Genomic DNA, 17,083 nt, shown 5'->3' with positions numbered 1-17,083 from the left:
GGCTCGCGGCAGGCGGGTGGGCAGCACCTCGTGGGGCACGGTTTCGGCGAGAAAGCAGGCGAAGTTGCCGGCTTCGGGGCGCACCCGGGCCACTTCTCGCTCGGGGTCGTCGGCGGCGAAGATCGCCATCTCCCCGCCGCCATCCGCCGGCCAGTCGGGGTTGAGGTAGCCCACCGTGGAGACCACCCGGTTGGCGCGTCCGCGAAAGCTGTCCAGGTGCTTCTTGTAGAAGGCCCCGGGCGGGTAGTGGGCGAAGTGCGCCTCGTACTCGAACAGCCCCAGGAACAGCGCCTGATTCAGCTCACGCTGCAGCTCGCCCATGGCTTCCAGGTAGCGGCGCTGGGCCAGGCTCTCGCGGTCGAGCCAGCGAATGGCGTCGCCGCGGATGTCGCGGCGCAACTGGTGCTCGTCACCGCGGCCGATGCCGGCGGCGGCCAGCGCGTCGCGCTCGGCCATTTCCATCAGCTCCCGATGCAGGTCATGGCACAGCTCGGCGTCGAGAAACCCTTCGCCGACGAACCAGCCCTGTTCGACCAGGGCATCGACCAACTGAGGCAGGGCACTGGCCGCAAAGGCCGGTTGGGTGAGCAGCGACATGGATGCGGCGAACCTCCGGGAGGCAGGGAGCAGGAGCAAGGATCAGGAGCGGCGCGTGGCGGTATTCGGACTGCGCAGCAGGCGCTCGGGAAAATAGCATAGCCGACCCTGCGGCGGCTCATCGAACAGGCTGATGGGACGCTCGAAGCCCTCCGCCAGCAGTTCTACCAGCATCATCGCCGACAGCCCCCAGATCACCTGGCCCTGGGTGTGATAGCTGGGCACGTAGTGGGGGCGTCCGTCGACCGTGATCACGTCGGTGTGGTGACGGCGGTCCTCGAGGAAGAGCGACAGGGGCACCTCGAAGATGGCATCCAGCTCGGAAGGGTCGGGCGTGAGCGGCAGGTCCGGCGGAATCAGCCCCACATAGGGCGTGACCAGAATGCCGTGCAGCGAAACCACGTCCGACAGGCGGCCGAGCAGCTCGACCCGCTCCGGCGGCAGGGCGATCTCCTCGTGGGATTCGCGCAGGGCGGTGAACAGCAGGTCGCGGTCGGCCTCCTCGCGCTTGCCGCCGGGAAACGCCACTTGGCCGCTATGGGTGTTGAGGTGCCCCGCGCGCTGGGTGAACAGTAGCGTCGGCTCGGGGCGCTCGACGATGGGCATGAGCACCGCGGCACGCGGCATGTCGAGGCGCAGATGGCGGGGCTCGTGCGCTTGCAGGCGCTTGCGAAGTTTCTCTAACATGGGGTTTCCGTCGGGTTTGATTCCTTCTACCCGGGGGCCTTTGCCGACGTCAAGCCTGCCAGGGAGACTCATGAACTTCTGCAGCCATTGTGGCCAAACCGTGCGTTTCGCGATTCCGGCAGGAGACGATCGGCCCAGATACCTGTGCGACGCCTGCGGTTCGATCCACTATCAGAACCCACGCATCGTGGCCGGCACGCTGCCGGTGAGCGGTTCGCGCATCCTGCTCTGCCGCCGTGCCATCTCGCCGCGAAAGGGCTTCTGGACCCTACCGGCGGGCTTCATGGAGAACGCCGAGACCACCGTGCAGGCGGCGGCTCGGGAGACCTGGGAGGAGGCCTGCGCTGAGGTCGACATCCACGGGCTCTACACGCTGATCAACCTGCCTCATATCAATCAGGTCTACATGATCTTCCGCGCCGAGCTCACCGGCAGCTTCTGCGCAGGGCCGGAGAGCCTCGAGGTGGCCCTGTTCGAGGAGCACGAGATTCCCTGGGACGAGCTGGCCTTTCCCACCATCGAGCGCACCCTGCGCCATTTTTACGCCGACCGCGGCGAAGGCCACTACCCGCTGCACATCAGCGACATCACCGCCGAGGACCGCGAACGCTACTTTGGCTCTGCATGACGAGGCTCCGCGTAAGGGGGCGGCATGACTGGGGTTCGGCTTGATGGGCATTCGATGAGGAACGGGTAACGTGGACAAGTTCGAGCTGAAGCTGGACCAGGCGGCCCGTGCGGCCTGGCTCTCCTACGTGGGCGGGCGAACCCAGGACGAGATCGCCAGCCAACTGGGGGTGTCGCGCCCCGGCGTGCAGCGGCTGCTGGCCCTGGCGCGTCAGGAGGGGCTGGTCAAGGTGCACATCGACCACCCGCTGGCCAACTGCATGGTGATGTCGGATGCCATCCTCCAGCGCTTCGGGCTCGAGTTCTGCGACGTGGTGCCGGCCGATCCGGAAGCCCCCGAGAGCAGTGCCCACTACCTGGCGGTGGCCGGGGCGGAGCGCCTGGCCAGGCTGATCGAGCGCACCGAGCCGCTGACCCTGTCGCTGGGTACGGGCCGTTCCGTGCGTGCCACGGTGGAGGCGCTCAGCCGTATCGAGCGCCCCCAGCACCGCTTCGTCTCGCTAGTGGGCAACGTCGCCCGCGACGGCTCCGCCAACCGCTACGACGGGGTGATGGTGCTGGCCGACAAGACCGGCGGCGAGCGCTTCCTGCTGCCGGCGCCGGTGGTGGCTGGCTCGGTGGGGGAGAAGGAGGCGATGCTCGGCCAGCGTCTGTTCCAGGCCATCGTCGAGGTCGCCAAGGATGCCGAGGCGGCCTACATCGGGGTGGGGCGCATCGACCGTCAGGCCACCCTGTTCCAGGACCACTTCATCAGCGAGGCCGAGCTCGACGAACTGCTCAGCCGTAACGCCGTGGGCGAGCTGCTCGGCTGGCCGCTCGACCGCAACGGTGCGGTCATCGAGTGCTCGATCACCCGCCGCGTCACCAGCCTGCCGCTGGAGATGTTTCGCGACCAGAGCCTGGTGGCACTGGCCGGCGGTCGCGAAAAGGGGCCAGCGATTCTCGCCGCGCTGCGCGGCGGCTGGCTCAAGGGACTCATCACCGACGAGAGCGCCGCGCGCTTCATTCTCGAGAACGAAGCGCTTTCCTGACCCGATTCGACCTGGCTTAACCTAAAGTCTAAGGGCCTTGCCTTTGCCTTTTGCTGCGTGCTGTCCGATCATTTGATCGTCAGATGATTAAATGATCAAAACAGCGACTCCCGGCACCAACGACAATTCCTGGCACCCAACAACAATTTCCACCAACAATAACGCCCCCAGCGGGCACGCCCAGCACACAGGAGCCCGACATGAAGTTCGCCTACGCCTTTCCCCTGGCCGGCCTGGCGGCCGCCTTCGCTACCGCCGCCCAAGCCGAGACCATCACCGTGGCCACGGTCAACAACAACGACATGGTGATCATGCAGAGCCTGACCAGTGCCTTCGAGGAGGCGCATCCCGGCATTCGGGTCAACTGGGTGGTGCTCGAGGAGAACGTGCTGCGTCAGCGCCTGACCACCGACATCGCTACCGACGGCGGCCAGTTCGACGTCATGACCATCGGTACCTACGAGGCGCCGATCTGGGCCGAGCGAGGCTGGCTGGTCGCTCTCGACGATCTGCCCGAGGCGTATCAGGAGGATGACCTGCTCAAGCCGGTGCGCGACGGCCTCTCCCATAATGGCTCTCTCTACGCGCTGCCGTTCTACGCCGAGAGCTCGATGCTCTACTACCGCACCGACCTGTTCGAGGAGGCCGGCATCGAGATGCCCGAGCAACCGAGCTGGGAAGAGGTGCGTGAATGGGCCGCCGAGCTGCACGACCCCGCCAATCAACTGGCCGGTATCTGCCTGCGCGGCAAGCCAGGCTGGGGCGAGAACATGGCCTTCGTCTCCACCCTGGTGAACACCTTCGGCGGGCGCTGGTTCGACGAGGAGTGGAATCCCGAACTCGATTCGCCGGCCTGGCAGGAGGCCATCGGCTTCTATGTCGACCTGCTCGGCAACTATGGCCCGCCGGGGGCCAGCTCCAACGGCTTCAACGAGAACCTGGCGCTGTTCTCCCGCGGCAACTGCGCCATGTGGGTCGACGCCACCTCGGCGGCGGGCAAGCTCTACAACCCGGACGAATCCCAGGTCGCCGATCGTCTCGGCTTCGCCCCGGCGCCGGTGGCAGAGACGCCCAAGGGCGCGCACTGGCTGTGGTCCTGGGCGCTGGCGATTCCCGCCTCTTCTGACAAGCAGGAGGCCGCCCAGACCTTCCTGATCTGGGCCACGTCGCAGGAGTACATCGAGCTGGTCGGCGAGACCCAGGGCTGGACCAGCGTGCCGCCGGGTACTCGTGAATCCACCTACGCCAACGAGAACTACCAGCGCGAGGCGCCCTTCGCCAGCTTCGTACTCGATGCCATCAACAGCGCCGACCCCACCGACTCGACGCTGGAGCCGAGCCCCTACATCGGTGTGCAGTTCGTGGGCATTCCCGAGTTCCAGTCGATCGGTACCCAGGTGGGTCAGACCATCGCCGCGGCGCTGACCGGCGATACCGGCGTCGAGCAGGCGCTGCAGAACGCCCAGCGCGCCACCGCGCGCACCATGCAGCGCGCCGGTTACTGAACCGCGCCACCCGCCCTGCCGCCGGGGTAGTGCCCGGCGGCCAACCTCTCGACCTTCCGTGGTGATGCTATGAGCAAGACACGCGCCTCCGGGCGTACCGTCGGCGGTCTGCGCTCGCTGTCGCTGCAGGCGCCCGCGGTCACGCTGCTGCTGCTGTGGATGCTGGTGCCGCTGGGCATGACCGTATGGTTCTCTCTGCAGCGCTACAACCTGCTGATGCCGGAGATGGTCGGCTTCGCCGGCCTGGAGAACTACGAATTCCTGTTCACCGACCCGGCGCTGTGGCGCGCCATGGGCAACACCCTGGTGCTGGTGGGCTCGGTGCTGACCATCACCGTGGTCGGCGGCGTGCTGCTGGCGGTGCTGTTCCAGCAGGAGTTTCCCGGTCGCGGCATCGCTCGGGTGCTGGCCATCTCGCCGTTCTTCGTCATGCCCACGGTCAGTGCGCTGGTGTGGAAGAACATGATGATGCACCCGAGCAACGGGGTGCTGGCGTGGCTCGCCGGGGTGTTCGGGCTGCCGGCGGTGGACTGGTTCTCGTCGCTGCCGATGACCTCGATCATCATCATCGTGGCCTGGCAGTGGCTGCCGTTCGCGCTGCTGATCCTGCTCACTGCCATGCAGTCTCTCGACGAGGATCAGGTCGAGGCGGCACGCATGGACGGGGCCGGCCCCATCGCGGTGTTCTTCCACATCACTCTGCCGCACCTCAAGCGTGCCATCAGCGTGGTGATCATGATCCAGATGATCTTCCTGCTGACGATCTTCGCCGAGATCTACGTCACCACCTCGGGTGGCCCGGGGCTCGCCACCACCAACCTGGCGTTCCTGATCTACATGCAGGCGCTGCTCGACTTCGACGTCGGCCTGGCCTCCGCGGGTGGGGTGGTCGCCATTATCCTGGCCAACATCGTCGCCATCTTCTTGGTCCGGCTGGTGGCCAGGAACCTGGAAAACTGAGGCGAGGAGCCGCTCATGACCACACTCAAGACCAAGGTGCTGCCGGCCGAGGGCCACCTGGCCGCCACGTCCAGCGGAGCGCGGGCCCGGCATACGCCGCTGATGCCAAGCGCCGGGATGCGGCGGCTATGGCTCACGCTGCTGGGCTGGGGCATTGCGCTGATCATTTTCTTTCCCATCCTGTGGATGGTGCTGACCGGCTTCAAGACCGAGGCCGAGGCGATTGCCGACCCCAGCCTGATCTTCACTCCGACGCTGGAGAGCTACGTGGCCGTTCAGGCCCGGGCCGACTACTTCAAGTTCGCCATGAACAGCGTGGTGGTGGCCTTCGGCTCGACCCTGCTGGCGCTACTCATCGCCATCCCCGCTGCCTACGCCATGGCCTTTCTGCCCACGCGGCGCACCAAGGCCACGCTGCTGTGGATGCTCTCCACCAAGATGCTGCCGCCGGTGGGCGTGCTGGTGCCTATCTATCTGATCTTCCGCGATCTGGGCCTGCTCGACACCCGCTCCGGGCTGATCATCGTCTACACCCTGATGAACCTGCCGATCGTGGTATGGATGCTCTACACCTTCTTCAAGGACCTGCCGCGGGACATCCTCGAAGCGGGGCGCATGGACGGCGCGAACACCTTCCAGGAAGTGGTCTACCTGTTGTTGCCGCTGACCCTTCCCGGCATCGCCTCCACCGGGCTGCTGTCGGTGATCCTGAGCTGGAACGAGGCGTTCTGGAGTCTCAATCTCACTTCGTCCAACGCCGCACCGCTCACCGCCTACATCGCATCGTTCTCGAGTCCCGAGGGGCTGTTCTGGGCCAAGCTCTCGGCCGCTTCGACCATGGCCATCGCGCCGATCCTGATCTTCGGTTGGTTGACCCAGAAGCAGATGGTACGCGGTCTCACCTTCGGCGCCGTCAAGTAACGAGGTTTCCCCATGGCAACGCTACAACTGCACGACATCGTCAAGCGCTTCGATGACACCGAGGTGATCAAGGGCGTCGACCTGGAGGTCAACGACCGTGAGTTCGTGGTCTTCGTCGGCCCCTCCGGCTGCGGCAAGTCGACCCTGCTGCGCATGATCGCCGGCCTCGAGAGCGCCACCAGCGGCGACATCCTGATCGACGGCGTACGCATGAACGAGGTCGGCCCCGCCGAGCGCGGCTTGGCGATGGTGTTCCAGAGCTACGCGCTCTACCCGCACATGACCGTCGAGGACAACATGGGCTTTAGCCTCAAACTCGCCGGGGTATCCAAGGAGGAACGGCGGCGCAAGGTGCGTGAGGCGGCATCGATCCTGCAGCTCGAGCCGCTGCTCGAACGCAAGCCCAAGGCGCTCTCCGGTGGGCAGCGTCAGCGGGTGGCCATCGGCCGCGCCATCGTGCGCAACCCCAGCATCTTTCTGTTCGACGAGCCGCTCTCCAACCTCGACGCGGCGCTGCGGGTGCAGATGCGCATCGAGCTGGCGCGCCTGCACGAGGAACTCGACGCCACCATGATCTACGTCACCCACGACCAGATCGAGGCCATGACCATGGCCGACAAGATCGTCGTGCTGCAGAGCGGCATGGTCGAGCAGGTGGGCTCGCCCATGGAGCTCTACCACCACCCGCGCAACCGCTTCGTGGCCGGCTTCATCGGCTCGCCGAAGATGAACTTCCTGGAGGTGCAGCGGGTGAGCGCGGCGGCTACCGGCGTCGAGGTGCGCCTGCCCGGCGGCGACACCTGCACGGTGCCGGTGGACGGCAGCGGCCTCGACGATGACGCCCTGACCCTGGGCGTTCGCCCTGAGCATCTGCAGCTCGACCCGGAGGGGCCGCTCTCGGGACGCATCGAGGTGATCGAGCGTCTGGGCGGGGTGACCTCGCTCTACGTGCGCATGCAGGACACCCTGGTTACCGTGAGCGCCGACGGCAACGTCGCCAGCCGGGTCGGCGATACTCTGCGCTTCGGCTTCGAGCGCGACTGCGCGCATCTCTTCGACGGCGAGGGGCTGGCGCTGCCCAGTCTCGCCCGACACCCCCTGGCCGGGCTCAACCGCCAGGACAATCGTGCTCCTGCCGCGGCGGGTCGCCTATGAGTGGGGCAGGCATGGAAACGCTGATCTTCGACTGCGATGGCGTGCTGGTGGACAGCGAGGTAATTGCCGAGGCGACGCTGATGCAGCAGCTCCGCCAGTTGCTGCCGGACATTCCCGATGACGTCGCCCTGCGCCAGGCGCTGGGCATGACCACTGGGGCGATTCTCGCACGGCTGGAGCGGCAGAGCGCCCACCGTCTGCCCGCCGATGCGCTGGAGCGTATCGACAGCGCCATCGAGGCGCGCCTGGCCGAGGAGCTGCGTGCAGTCGAAGGTGTGGCGGATACCCTGGCCGGCATCGAGCTGCCGCTGGCCATCGTCTCCAACAGTCGCCGTCGGCGGGTGCTCGCCTCGCTGGCCGTCACCGGGCTCGACGCCCGGCTGGGCGAGGTACCGCTGTTCACTGCCGACGAGGTCGAACGGCCCAAGCCGGCACCCGATCTCTACCTGCTGGCGGCGCGCCGCATGGGCCGGGCGCCGGGCGACTGCCTGGTGGTGGAAGACAGCGTTTCCGGCGTGACCGCGGCCCACGCCGCCGGCATGACGGTGATCGGTTTCACCGGTGCCAGTCACATCGAGGAGGGCCATGTCGCACGACTGCTGGAGGCCGGAGCGTGGCGGGTGCTGCCGGCCATGCATGGCCTTGAGACCTTGATTCAGCTGTGGCGTGAACGGCGACGTGCCGGTGCAAAGGCGGCCGCGAATGAAATCAACGAGGAAGGCCCAAGATGAAACTGCAAGATAAGGTTGCCGTGATAACGGGTGGCGCGCGGGGCATCGGTCTGGCCATCGCCGAGCGCTATCTCGCCGAAGGGGCCCGGGTGGCGGTTGCCGACATCGACAGTGGCGCCATCGACGAGGCATTGGTAGGGCTGCGTGCGGTGGCCGCCGACCGCGTCATGGGAGTATGCCTCGACGTCTGCGACGTCGATTCCATCCAGACCATGGTGCAGGCGGTCACGCAACATCTCGGCGCCATCGATATCCTGGTCAACAACGCCGCGGTGTTCGATATGGCGCCGGTGCTGGAGGTGAGCGAGGCGAGCTTCGACCGTCAGTTCGCGGTCAATACCAAGGGGCTGTTCTTCACCCTGCAGGCGGTGGCACGCCAGATGGTGGCCCGTGGCGAGGGTGGGGCGATCATCAACATGGCCTCCCAGGCGGGGCGGCGCGGCGAGGCGCTGGTGAGCACCTACTGTGCCACCAAGGCGGCGGTGATCAGCCTGACCCAGTCCTGCGCGCTCGACCTGATCAAGCATGGCATCCGGGTCAACGGCATCGCTCCCGGTGTGGTCGACACACCCATGTGGGACGAGGTCGACGCGCTGTTCGCCCGCTATGAGGGCCGCCCGCTGGGCGAGAAGAAGCGCCTGGTCGGCGAGGCGGTGCCTTTCGGGCGCATGGGCAAGCCGGAGGATCACGCCGGAGCGGCGGTGTTCCTCGCCTCGGACGATAGTGAGTATGTGGTCGCTCAGACCCTAAACGTCGATGGAGGCAACTGGATGAGCTAGGCGTATTCGAAAAATGGCTGCGCTTGCTCGCTGCCTTTTCGAACACGCCTGATGCCTGCGCTTTGAGTAGGAAACAACAATGAATCCAAACATTCATGATATGGCGGTGCGATTGCTGGAGGCTGCGGAGAACCGGCAGCGCTTCATCGTCGCCCTGGCCGGGCCGCCGGGGGCGGGCAAGTCGTTCCTCTCCGAGTGGCTGTGCCGCGAACTCAACGAGCGCCAGGCGGGCATTGCCGCCGTGGTGCCGATGGATGGCTATCACCTCGACAACGCCATTCTCGAGCCGCTGGGCCAGCTGCCGATCAAGGGCGCCCCGGAGACCTTCGACCCCGATGGCCTCAAGCACGACCTGGAGCGCATTCGCCGCGCCGACAGAACCGTGGCGGTGCCGGTGTTCGACCGTCCGCTGGATCTGGCCCGAGCCGGAGGGCGGTTGGTCACCCTCGAGCACCGCATCGTCATCGTCGAGGGCAACTACCTGCTTCTCGATCGCGACCCCTGGCGCGAGCTGCTCCCGCTGTTCGACATGACGCTGTTCCTCGAGGTAGCCGACGAGGTGCTCGAAGCGCGCCTGATCCAGCGCTGGCTGGGCATGGGCCAGGACCACGAGGGCGCCATCGACAAGGCGCGCCACAAGGACATGATCAATGCCCGACTGATCAAGCGCGAGTCCGTCGCACCGGACCTCTACTGGCGCTGACCCGCGACTCGTCCGGACCGCCGATCCATTTTTCGTTCATTGCCGCCTGCGGCAAGGAGTGCCCCTATGCCTGCTCTCAGCAACGCCACGCTCTCCCACCTCGATCCGCGGGTGGCCGTGCCGCGCTACGACCGCCGGAAGGTGACGCCGGGTATCGTGCATATCGGCGTTGGCGGTTTTCATCGCGCCCACCAGGCCATGTATCTCGATGCGCTGATGAACCGCGGCGAGGCCCTGGACTGGGGCATCGTCGGCGTCGGCGTGATGCCCGGCGATCGCCGCATGCAGGAGGTGCTGGCAGCCCAGGATCATCTCTACACCCTGGTGGTGAAGCACCCCAGCGGCGAGCGTGAACCGCGGGTGATAGGCGCCATGCTCGATTACCTGTTCGCTCCCGATGACCCCGAGTCAGTGATCGAGCACATGGCCGACCCCGCCATTCGCATCGTCTCGCTGACCGTCACCGAAGGCGGCTACAACTTCCACCCGGTAACCGGAGAGTTCGATCTCGGCAACCCAGACGTGCGCCACGACCTCGACTTGCGCGAAGCGCCGCGCACCACCTTCGGTCTGGTGGTGGAAGCGCTGGCCCGCCGTCGAGAACGAGGTCTGGCGCCGTTCACGCTGATGTCCTGCGACAACATCCAAGGCAACGGCGAGGTCGCCAAGCGCATGTTCGTTGCCTTCGCCCGGGCCCGCGACCCGGCGCTGGCCGAATGGATCGAAGCCGAGGTGCCGTTCCCCAATGCCATGGTCGACCGCATCACGCCCGTCACCCAGCCGGTCGACATCGAGGAGCTGGCCGGCGAGTTCGGCGTCGAGGACGCCTGGCCGGTGGTGTGCGAACCCTTTACCCAATGGGTACTGGAGGATCATTTCATCTGCGGCCGGCCGGCGTTCGAGCGGGTCGGCGTGCAGGTGGTCGAGAACGTGGAACCCTATGAGCTGATGAAGTTGCGTCTGCTCAACGCCAGCCACCAGGCGCTGTGCTACTTCGGCACCCTGGCCGGTTACCGCTATGCCCATGAGGTGTGCCGCGACCCGCTGTTCGTCGACTTCCTGCTCGGATACATGCGCCACGAGGGCAGCCCGACCCTGGCCCCGGTGCCCGGGGTGGATCTCGAGCAGTACCGCCTGACCCTGATCGAGCGCTTCGCCAACCCCGAGATCAAGGACACCCTGGCGCGGCTGTGCGCCGAGAGCTCCGACCGTATTCCCAAGTGGCTGGTACCGGTGATTCGCGAGCAACTGGCAAGGGGCGGCGAGATCCACCGCAGCGCGGCGGTGGTGGCCAGCTGGGCACGCTACGCCGAGGGCCTGGACGAGCGGGGTGAGCCGATTACGGTGGTCGACCGCCTCAAGCATGAGCTGATGGCCCTGGCTGGCGAGAACCGCACGCGGCCCGGCGCCTTCATCGAGAACCGCGAGCTGTTCGGCGACCTGGCCGAGCATGAGCGCTTTCGCGAGGCCTACCTCACGACGCTGGCAAGCCTGCACGAACGCGGCGCACGCGCTACGCTTGAAACGCTGGTCGAGGAGTGAGGAGTGGTGGCATGTACATCGGGGTGGATTGCGGCACCCAGAGTACCAAGGTGGTGGTGGTCGACGTCGAGAGCGAGGCGATCCTCGGCGAGGCGAGCCGTCCCCATCGCCTGGCCGAGGGGGTGAACGGGCGTCGTGAGCAGGCGCCCCAGGAGTGGCTCGAGGCCTTTCGTGGCGCCTACGAGGAGGCCGTGACCAAGGCCGGCATCGAGCGCCGTGCGATACGCGCCATCGGCGTTTCCGGTCAGCAGCACGGCATGGTGGCGCTCGACGCCGAGGGCCTGCCGGTGCATTCCGCCAAGCTGTGGTGCGACACCGAGACGGCGGCGCACAATGCCGCCCTGGTGGAGCGGCTGGGCGGGGCGGCGGGTTGTCTCGAACGGCTCGGCTTGGTGCTGCAGACCGGCTACACCGCTTCGAAGATCGCCTGGCTGCGCGATACGCATCCCGATGCCTACCGCCGTATCGACACCGTGCTGCTGCCACACGACTACCTCAACTTCTGGCTCACCGGTGAGCAGGTGGCGGAGGCGGGCGACGCCTCGGGCACCGGCTACTTCGATACCCGTACCCGCCGCTGGCGCCATGACGTCTTCGCCGAGATCGCCCCGGAGCTCGACCCGGAGCGCGTACTGCCGAGGCTTATCGACTCCCGCGAGCCCGCCGGCACGCTGCGTCCCGAGCTCGCTCGCGAGCTCGGGCTGCCGCCTGACGTGATCGTAGCCAGCGGGGGCGGCGACAATATGCTCGGTGCCATCGGCACCGGCAACATCGCCCCCGGTATCGTTACCCTGAGCCTCGGTACTTCGGGCACGGTGTGCGCCTATTCACCCGAGTCGGTGCGCGCCGAGAGCGACATGGTGGCCAATTTCTGCGCCAGCCACGGCGGCTGGCTGCCGCTGGTCTGTACCATGAACGTCACCTCGGCCAGCACCCAGGTGCGCGAGCTGTTCGAGCTCGACCTGGTCGCCTTCGGCGAGCGCCTGGCCGCGGCGCCGATCGGTGCCGAGGGGGTGACGGTGCTGCCGTTCTTCAACGGCGAGCGGGTGCCGGCGCTGCCCCACGCCACGGCCAGCTTCCTGGGGCTCGACAGCCGCAATCTGACCCAGGCCAACCTGTGCCGGGCGGTAGTGGAGAGCGCCACCTTCGGCCTGCGCTATGGCCTCGAGCTGCTCGGCCCGCTGGCCGCCGGCGCGAGCCAGATCCGCCTGATCGGCGGCGGGGCGAAAAGCCCAGTGTGGCGTCAGATGGTGGCCGACGTGAGCGCGACTCCGGTGATCTGCCCCCAAGTGACCGATGCCGCGGCGCTGGGAGCGGCGTTGCAGGCGGCCTGGTGCGAGCGGCACGATCTAACGCTGAGCGAACTGTGCGAGCGTCTGGTCCATCTCGACGATGCCTCGCTGGCCGAGCCGAAGGCGGCCAGCGTATGGGCCTATGAGACGGTCTACGCACGCTATCGCGAGGCACTGGCCGCCCAGCATGGTATTGCGACCTGAATCACCCGTGAAGGCCCCTTGAGCTTCTATCGAGCCAGGATGGCCTCGGCCTCTTCGACCAACTGCCGACCGCCTTGTAGCGTGGACGAAACCCCATAGCCGATTTCGTGGCTGATCCGTTGCAGAACGATAGCGATTTCGCCTGCACCGGAAGGAGGAACGGGGGGTAGGGGCCCGACGTAGGGTTCCAGGTCATCGATGTAGGTCAGCGTTGCTCGACCGACATCGTCCAATGTCGGGGCCAACTGCATGCGCATGTCCGAGGAGGCCGGTATACCCCGATCCACGCCCAACACCTTCACCGTGGCGGGATCCATGACCATGAAATTTGCCAGTTCGACGGTACGGCGTTGCCTGTCCGCATCCAGCCCGGCCGCCACGGAGAGCATCTGCGACGGCTTGTAGTAGTGGCCGGGCCGGCCTTCGGGGGTTACCGGGCAGGCGGTGATACCCAGCGGCCGGTCGATCTGCTTCTGGTAGTTCAGCATCATGTTCGAATGCGCAAAATCCATGGCGGAGTAACCCAAGGTCAGCGGCGACGTCTCGACAGAGTTCCTGAAGAGAATCTGGATGTCGACCGGTACGCATGCCCGTTTGGCACGTAACTCCGCCCAAAAATCGAACCAGGCGGTTGCATCTGCCGCCTCGAAACCGAGCTGGCCATGGGGTTGGTACAGGCTCTTTCCCTGCTGGAGAAGCCAGGCTTCGAATGCCGATTCCAGGCCGCTGGCATCCATGGTCGGGTAGTAGTGCTCCCTAGGCGTGCCGACGGTAAACCGGGTGCACTTGTCGTGGAATGTCTGCCAGCTTTCCCCGATGGCGGGTGGTTCGACCCCGGCTTCCTGCCACCGCTCCCGATCGGTGAAGGCTGCGGTAGCATTGATCCCCAGATTGACGCCATACAGGCGCCCGTCGATTCGACAGGAGTCGATGTTGTGCTTGCCGAAGGAGTCGATGTCGAGCAGGCCGTCCAAGAAAGGGTCCAGCGGTTCGATGACCCTACTGCGGGCATATTCCTCGAGGTAGCGATAATCCATCTGGATCAGGTCTGGCGTATCGCCGAGTGCCACGAGCGTCGACAGGCGCAGCCAATAGTCCAGCCAATCGGTGAATACCGCCTCCACCCGGATATCGGGATGGACGGCTTCGAACAGGGCGAAGGCTTCATTCGTTATCCGAGCCCGATCGGCCGAGCCCCAGCCGCTGAAACGCAGCGGCTTCGTCTCGCCAAGACACACCGGGCTGACCAGCAAGAGCGCGAAGGCACCCACCGTGTGCTTGATGAAGTCGCGCCGAGGAATGGTGTTCGCGTTCATTGCTGGCCCTCTCGTTCCACGAAGTCGAGCGTCTCGGCCAGTGGTACGGCTTTCGCGTAGTAATAGCCCTGACTCTGTTTGCAACCCAGCTGTCGCAATGCATCGACTTGCTGGCTGGACTCGACTCCTTCGGCAATGGTTTCGATGCCCAGCGATGCGCACAGACCGCAGATGGCGTGAACCACAGCGTGACTGTCGCATGAGGTGAGCATGCCGTTCACGAAGGACCGGTCGATCTTGACCTTGTCGAACCGGAACTTGCACAGGTAACCCAGGCTGGAATAACCCGTGCCGAAGTCGTCCATGGCAATTTGCACGCCAATGCTTCTCAGCGCTTCCAGTAGAAAGAGGTTGTGATCGGTGTCTTCCAGCAGCACCCCTTCGGTGATTTCCAGCACCAGGCGTGTCGGGCTCAGGCCGGATGCCGAAAGGGCATTACGTACTTCATCCAGAAAGGCCTCGTTGCGGAACTGCACCGGGGACAGGTTGATGGCAATGGAGATGTCCTCCGGCCAATGCAACGCATCCTGGCAGGCCCGCCTCAAGACCCAGTTTCCAAGTCGATCGATCAGACCGATCTCCTCGGCCATGACGACGAACTCCGCTGGCGATACGAATCCTCGTTCCGGGTGCTGCCAACGCAGCAACGCTTCGAAGCCTCGGGGTGACTCATCGTCAAGGTCGACTTGAGGTTGATAGTACAACTCCATCTTCTCGTGTTCGATCGCGTCACGTAGGTCCATTTCCAGGGCGCGTCGTGCCTGGATGTAAGCATCCATTTCCGGCTCGAAATAGCGGTAGGTGCTGCGTCCGTCCTGCTTGGCGCGAAACAGGGCGATGTCGGCCTGCTTCAGCAGCACGTCCGGGTCGGAAGCGTTTCGGGGGGCGATGGCGATGCCGATCGACACGCCGGTAACGATGGTGTGTGTTGCCACGCGGTAAGGTCGGCCGAGCCGTTCTATCACCTTGTTCGCCATTTGCGTTACCCGGTCCGGCGTCACATTCTCCGTCAACAGCACGGCGAATTCGTCGCCGCCCAACCGCGCCACCCGGTCGGTATCGCCAAGGCAGTGCCTCAACCGCTCGCCGATTTGAATCAATAGCCGGTCGCCGACGGGATGCCCCAGCGAATCGTTCACCGACTTGAAATCGTCGAGGTCGAGGCACAGCAAGGCCACGTCTCGTTCGCCTTTCTGATCTGCCTGAGCGGCCGCCAGTTTTTTGCGGAACAGGGTGCGGTTGGCTAGCCCGGTCAAGGTGTCGTGATGTGCCAGGCGAGTGATCTGCTCTTCTTGCTTGCGCCGCTCGGTGATGTCCTCATGCACGGAAACGAGCCCGCCTTCCGGTGTATCCGCCACCTGCACGACAATGGTCCGTTCATTGCGAAAGTCCAGCATCTGGGGCACCAGGAAGTCATCGCCGAGCGTCGGTTCTTGCTCGCTCTCCGGTTGTTCCAGCCATCGGGCGCCTTGCTCACGGCACAGCTTGCTCAGCTCCCGCAATGTCATGCCTGTATGCACCTGTTCAGGTGTTAGGTCGTACAGTTGCAGGAAGCGGGTGTTGATCATCAACAGGCGTCCATCGGCATCGGTCAGGCACAAGCCCTGAGGAGTGCTCTCGATTGCCGCGGTCAGACGATCGTACTGGATGCGAATGTTCTGGCGGGATTCCTCCACCAGCCGACGGCGCGCGCTGGAGAGTTCCAGGATCAGCTGCTCGAACGATTGCGCCAGGCTGCCAATTTCATCGGAACGGGTCACCAGCCTCAGCGGTGTCGGCTGGTTCAGGTCATCGGTCCGGCGCAGATGTTCGACGTGGGTGGTCAATCGCTCCACCGGCCGGGTCAGTCGCGAAGCGAACACCAAACCGGCAATGAGCAGCATCAGTGAGGCGGACGCTGCCACCAAGGAGACCGCGAAGCGGGATTCCAGAATCGTGTCGTCGATCGTCTGGGTCGCTTCCTGGTACTGGGTCCGGGCATCGTTTTCCAGATTCCGCAACACGGCAGCCAAAGCGTTGTCGGCCCGACTGACCATCAACAGCTGGGCAGCCATGCCTGAGTCGAACAGCCGTGCCCGACGCCAGGCATCGTGAAGGCCGCCCGGAGCGGTCAGGATGTCGGAGAGGCGGGCGATCAGTGCTTCAATATCCTGGGTCGGAAGCGCTGGCCTCAGGACATCGCGTTCGCTTTCAAGCGCCGCCAGAATATCCAGATGTGCCTGCTTGTCCCTGGTGTGTCCCTGGGCCTGGCTGGTGTGGGCCCGGCTCAGATCATTGTTCAGCCGGGCCAGGTGGATATTGATGTAGGCCAGATGCAGAGCGGCCTCCAGCGAAGAAGAGGCCTGCCCGTTCGTTTCAGGTCGGAACGAGCGGAAAACGGTCCCAGCATAGGCGTGCATCGACTGGGCCAGCTCGTCCAGCTCCGCTACGGTCGCCAGGGCCTGTTGTCGCTGTTCTTCGAAACGGATTTGCAGGGTTTCGCGGGTATCGCACAGGGAGGAGAGGTTATTGATGCTCAGCTCCAGTTCGTCCTTCGCGGTGCGGACCGTGCGTTCGGTGTCGAGCGCACCGGTGTGGCGCAGGAAGTCGGCGAGTGCGTCGATGGCGGCGAACTCGGGCGCGAGGCTGCCCTCCAACCTGGCGCGGTGTGAACCGTCTGCCCGGTCGCATGCCGTTTTGATGTCCCGTGCCGTCCTCGTCAACGTCCGCATGGCGTTGGAGGCGCTCATCGCGTTGGTCAACAAGGGGTATTGAGTATCGGTGGTTCGGGTAATGACAGTGGCGACCTGGTTGGTATAAGACAATCCGATCCAACCAATGACACTGACGACAATCACCGAACACAGCGCCGCTGCCACCATCTTGAAGCGGAGCCGGCCGAAAACCCTTCGTGCGTGCTCTGGCAAGCTTCCTTACCTCTTATATTATTGTGATCGCCAACTACATCCCGTCTAATTGGGTGCTCTTTTGTTTAAATGTCACAACGTGTAGAGGTAACGTAAATTTAAAATGCCGCAGTGGCAAAAACACGCA

The 17,083-nt window shown here is 65.1% G+C and carries 15 protein-coding genes; 11 read left to right on the top strand and 4 right to left on the bottom strand.

Translation table 11 applies throughout. The features are described from left to right. Together B8115_RS18545 and B8115_RS18540 are read right to left on the bottom strand one after the other, a co-directional pair. A partial coding sequence (locus B8115_RS18545) for a 2OG-Fe(II) oxygenase (RefSeq protein ID WP_010629341.1) occupies positions 1 to 597 on the bottom strand: 597 nt, incomplete at its 3' end. 42 nt (positions 598 to 639) lie between these two features. After that, the gene (locus tag B8115_RS18540; protein WP_010629340.1) at positions 640 to 1,284 is read right to left on the bottom strand and encodes a CoA pyrophosphatase; all 645 of its coding nucleotides are present in this window, start codon (positions 1,282 to 1,284) and stop codon (positions 640 to 642) included. Positions 1,285 to 1,354: 70 nt separating this feature from the next. On the opposite strand from B8115_RS18540, the gene B8115_RS18535 reads away from it, so the two are divergent. The 11 genes from B8115_RS18535 (at position 1,355) to xylB (ending at position 12,734) form a co-directional block, all read left to right on the top strand. Next, the gene (locus B8115_RS18535; RefSeq protein ID WP_010629339.1) at positions 1,355 to 1,912 is read left to right on the top strand and encodes an NUDIX hydrolase; all 558 of its coding nucleotides are present in this window, start codon (positions 1,355 to 1,357) and stop codon (positions 1,910 to 1,912) included. A 70-nt stretch (positions 1,913 to 1,982) separates the two neighbouring features. Next, complete coding sequence (locus tag B8115_RS18530) at positions 1,983 to 2,942, top strand: sugar-binding transcriptional regulator (RefSeq protein ID WP_010629338.1); 960 nt, start codon at positions 1,983 to 1,985, stop codon at positions 2,940 to 2,942. A gap of 200 nt (positions 2,943 to 3,142) precedes the next feature. Further along, positions 3,143 to 4,447: a sugar ABC transporter substrate-binding protein gene (locus tag B8115_RS18525; protein WP_010629337.1), complete on the top strand. Its 1,305-nt coding sequence runs from the start codon at positions 3,143 to 3,145 to the stop codon at positions 4,445 to 4,447. A 69-nt stretch (positions 4,448 to 4,516) separates the two neighbouring features. Then, positions 4,517 to 5,407, top strand: a complete 891-nt coding sequence (locus B8115_RS18520; protein WP_010629336.1) for a carbohydrate ABC transporter permease — start codon at positions 4,517 to 4,519, stop codon at positions 5,405 to 5,407. A gap of 15 nt (positions 5,408 to 5,422) precedes the next feature. Continuing rightward, positions 5,423 to 6,328, top strand: a complete 906-nt coding sequence (locus tag B8115_RS18515) for an ABC transporter permease subunit (protein ID WP_010629335.1) — start codon at positions 5,423 to 5,425, stop codon at positions 6,326 to 6,328. 12 nt (positions 6,329 to 6,340) lie between these two features. After that, positions 6,341 to 7,483: an ABC transporter ATP-binding protein gene (locus tag B8115_RS18510; protein ID WP_010629334.1), complete on the top strand. Its 1,143-nt coding sequence runs from the start codon at positions 6,341 to 6,343 to the stop codon at positions 7,481 to 7,483. Positions 7,484 to 7,494: 11 nt separating this feature from the next. Then, entirely contained in the window at positions 7,495 to 8,214 is a 720-nt protein-coding gene (locus tag B8115_RS18505) for an HAD family phosphatase (protein WP_010629333.1), read from the top strand. Continuing rightward, on the top strand, positions 8,211 to 8,993 hold the full coding sequence (locus B8115_RS18500; RefSeq protein WP_010629332.1) for an L-iditol 2-dehydrogenase: 783 nt from the start codon (positions 8,211 to 8,213) through the stop codon (positions 8,991 to 8,993). The genes B8115_RS18505 and B8115_RS18500 overlap by 4 nt, the downstream gene beginning before the upstream one ends. A gap of 79 nt (positions 8,994 to 9,072) precedes the next feature. Continuing rightward, positions 9,073 to 9,696, top strand: coding sequence for a nucleoside triphosphate hydrolase (locus tag B8115_RS18495; RefSeq protein ID WP_010629331.1), 624 nt, complete (start codon positions 9,073 to 9,075; stop codon positions 9,694 to 9,696). A 66-nt stretch (positions 9,697 to 9,762) separates the two neighbouring features. After that, on the top strand, positions 9,763 to 11,238 hold the full coding sequence (locus B8115_RS18490; protein ID WP_010629330.1) for a mannitol dehydrogenase family protein: 1,476 nt from the start codon (positions 9,763 to 9,765) through the stop codon (positions 11,236 to 11,238). A gap of 11 nt (positions 11,239 to 11,249) precedes the next feature. Further along, entirely contained in the window at positions 11,250 to 12,734 is a 1,485-nt protein-coding gene (gene xylB, locus B8115_RS18485; RefSeq protein ID WP_010629329.1) for a xylulokinase, read from the top strand. Positions 12,735 to 12,760: 26 nt separating this feature from the next. Here xylB and B8115_RS18480 read toward each other — a convergent pair whose 3' ends face one another. Then, positions 12,761 to 14,050 (bottom strand): ABC transporter substrate-binding protein, encoded by a 1,290-nt coding sequence (locus tag B8115_RS18480; RefSeq protein ID WP_010629328.1) that lies wholly within the window; start codon positions 14,048 to 14,050, stop codon positions 12,761 to 12,763. After that, positions 14,047 to 16,956 carry an EAL domain-containing protein gene (locus B8115_RS18475; protein ID WP_141638659.1) on the bottom strand — a complete coding sequence of 970 codons (2,910 nt, stop codon included), beginning with the start codon at positions 16,954 to 16,956 and terminating at the stop codon, positions 14,047 to 14,049. The genes B8115_RS18480 and B8115_RS18475 overlap by 4 nt, the downstream gene beginning before the upstream one ends. Between the last annotated feature and the right edge of the window lie 127 nt (positions 16,957 to 17,083).

It is taken from the genome of Halomonas sp. KM-1 (assembly GCF_000246875.1).
Taxonomy (GTDB): Bacteria; Pseudomonadota; Gammaproteobacteria; order Pseudomonadales; family Halomonadaceae; genus Halomonas; species Halomonas aerodenitrificans.
Note: the sequence above shows the minus strand (reverse complement) of the source record. Positions and strands in the feature narration are given on the sequence as shown.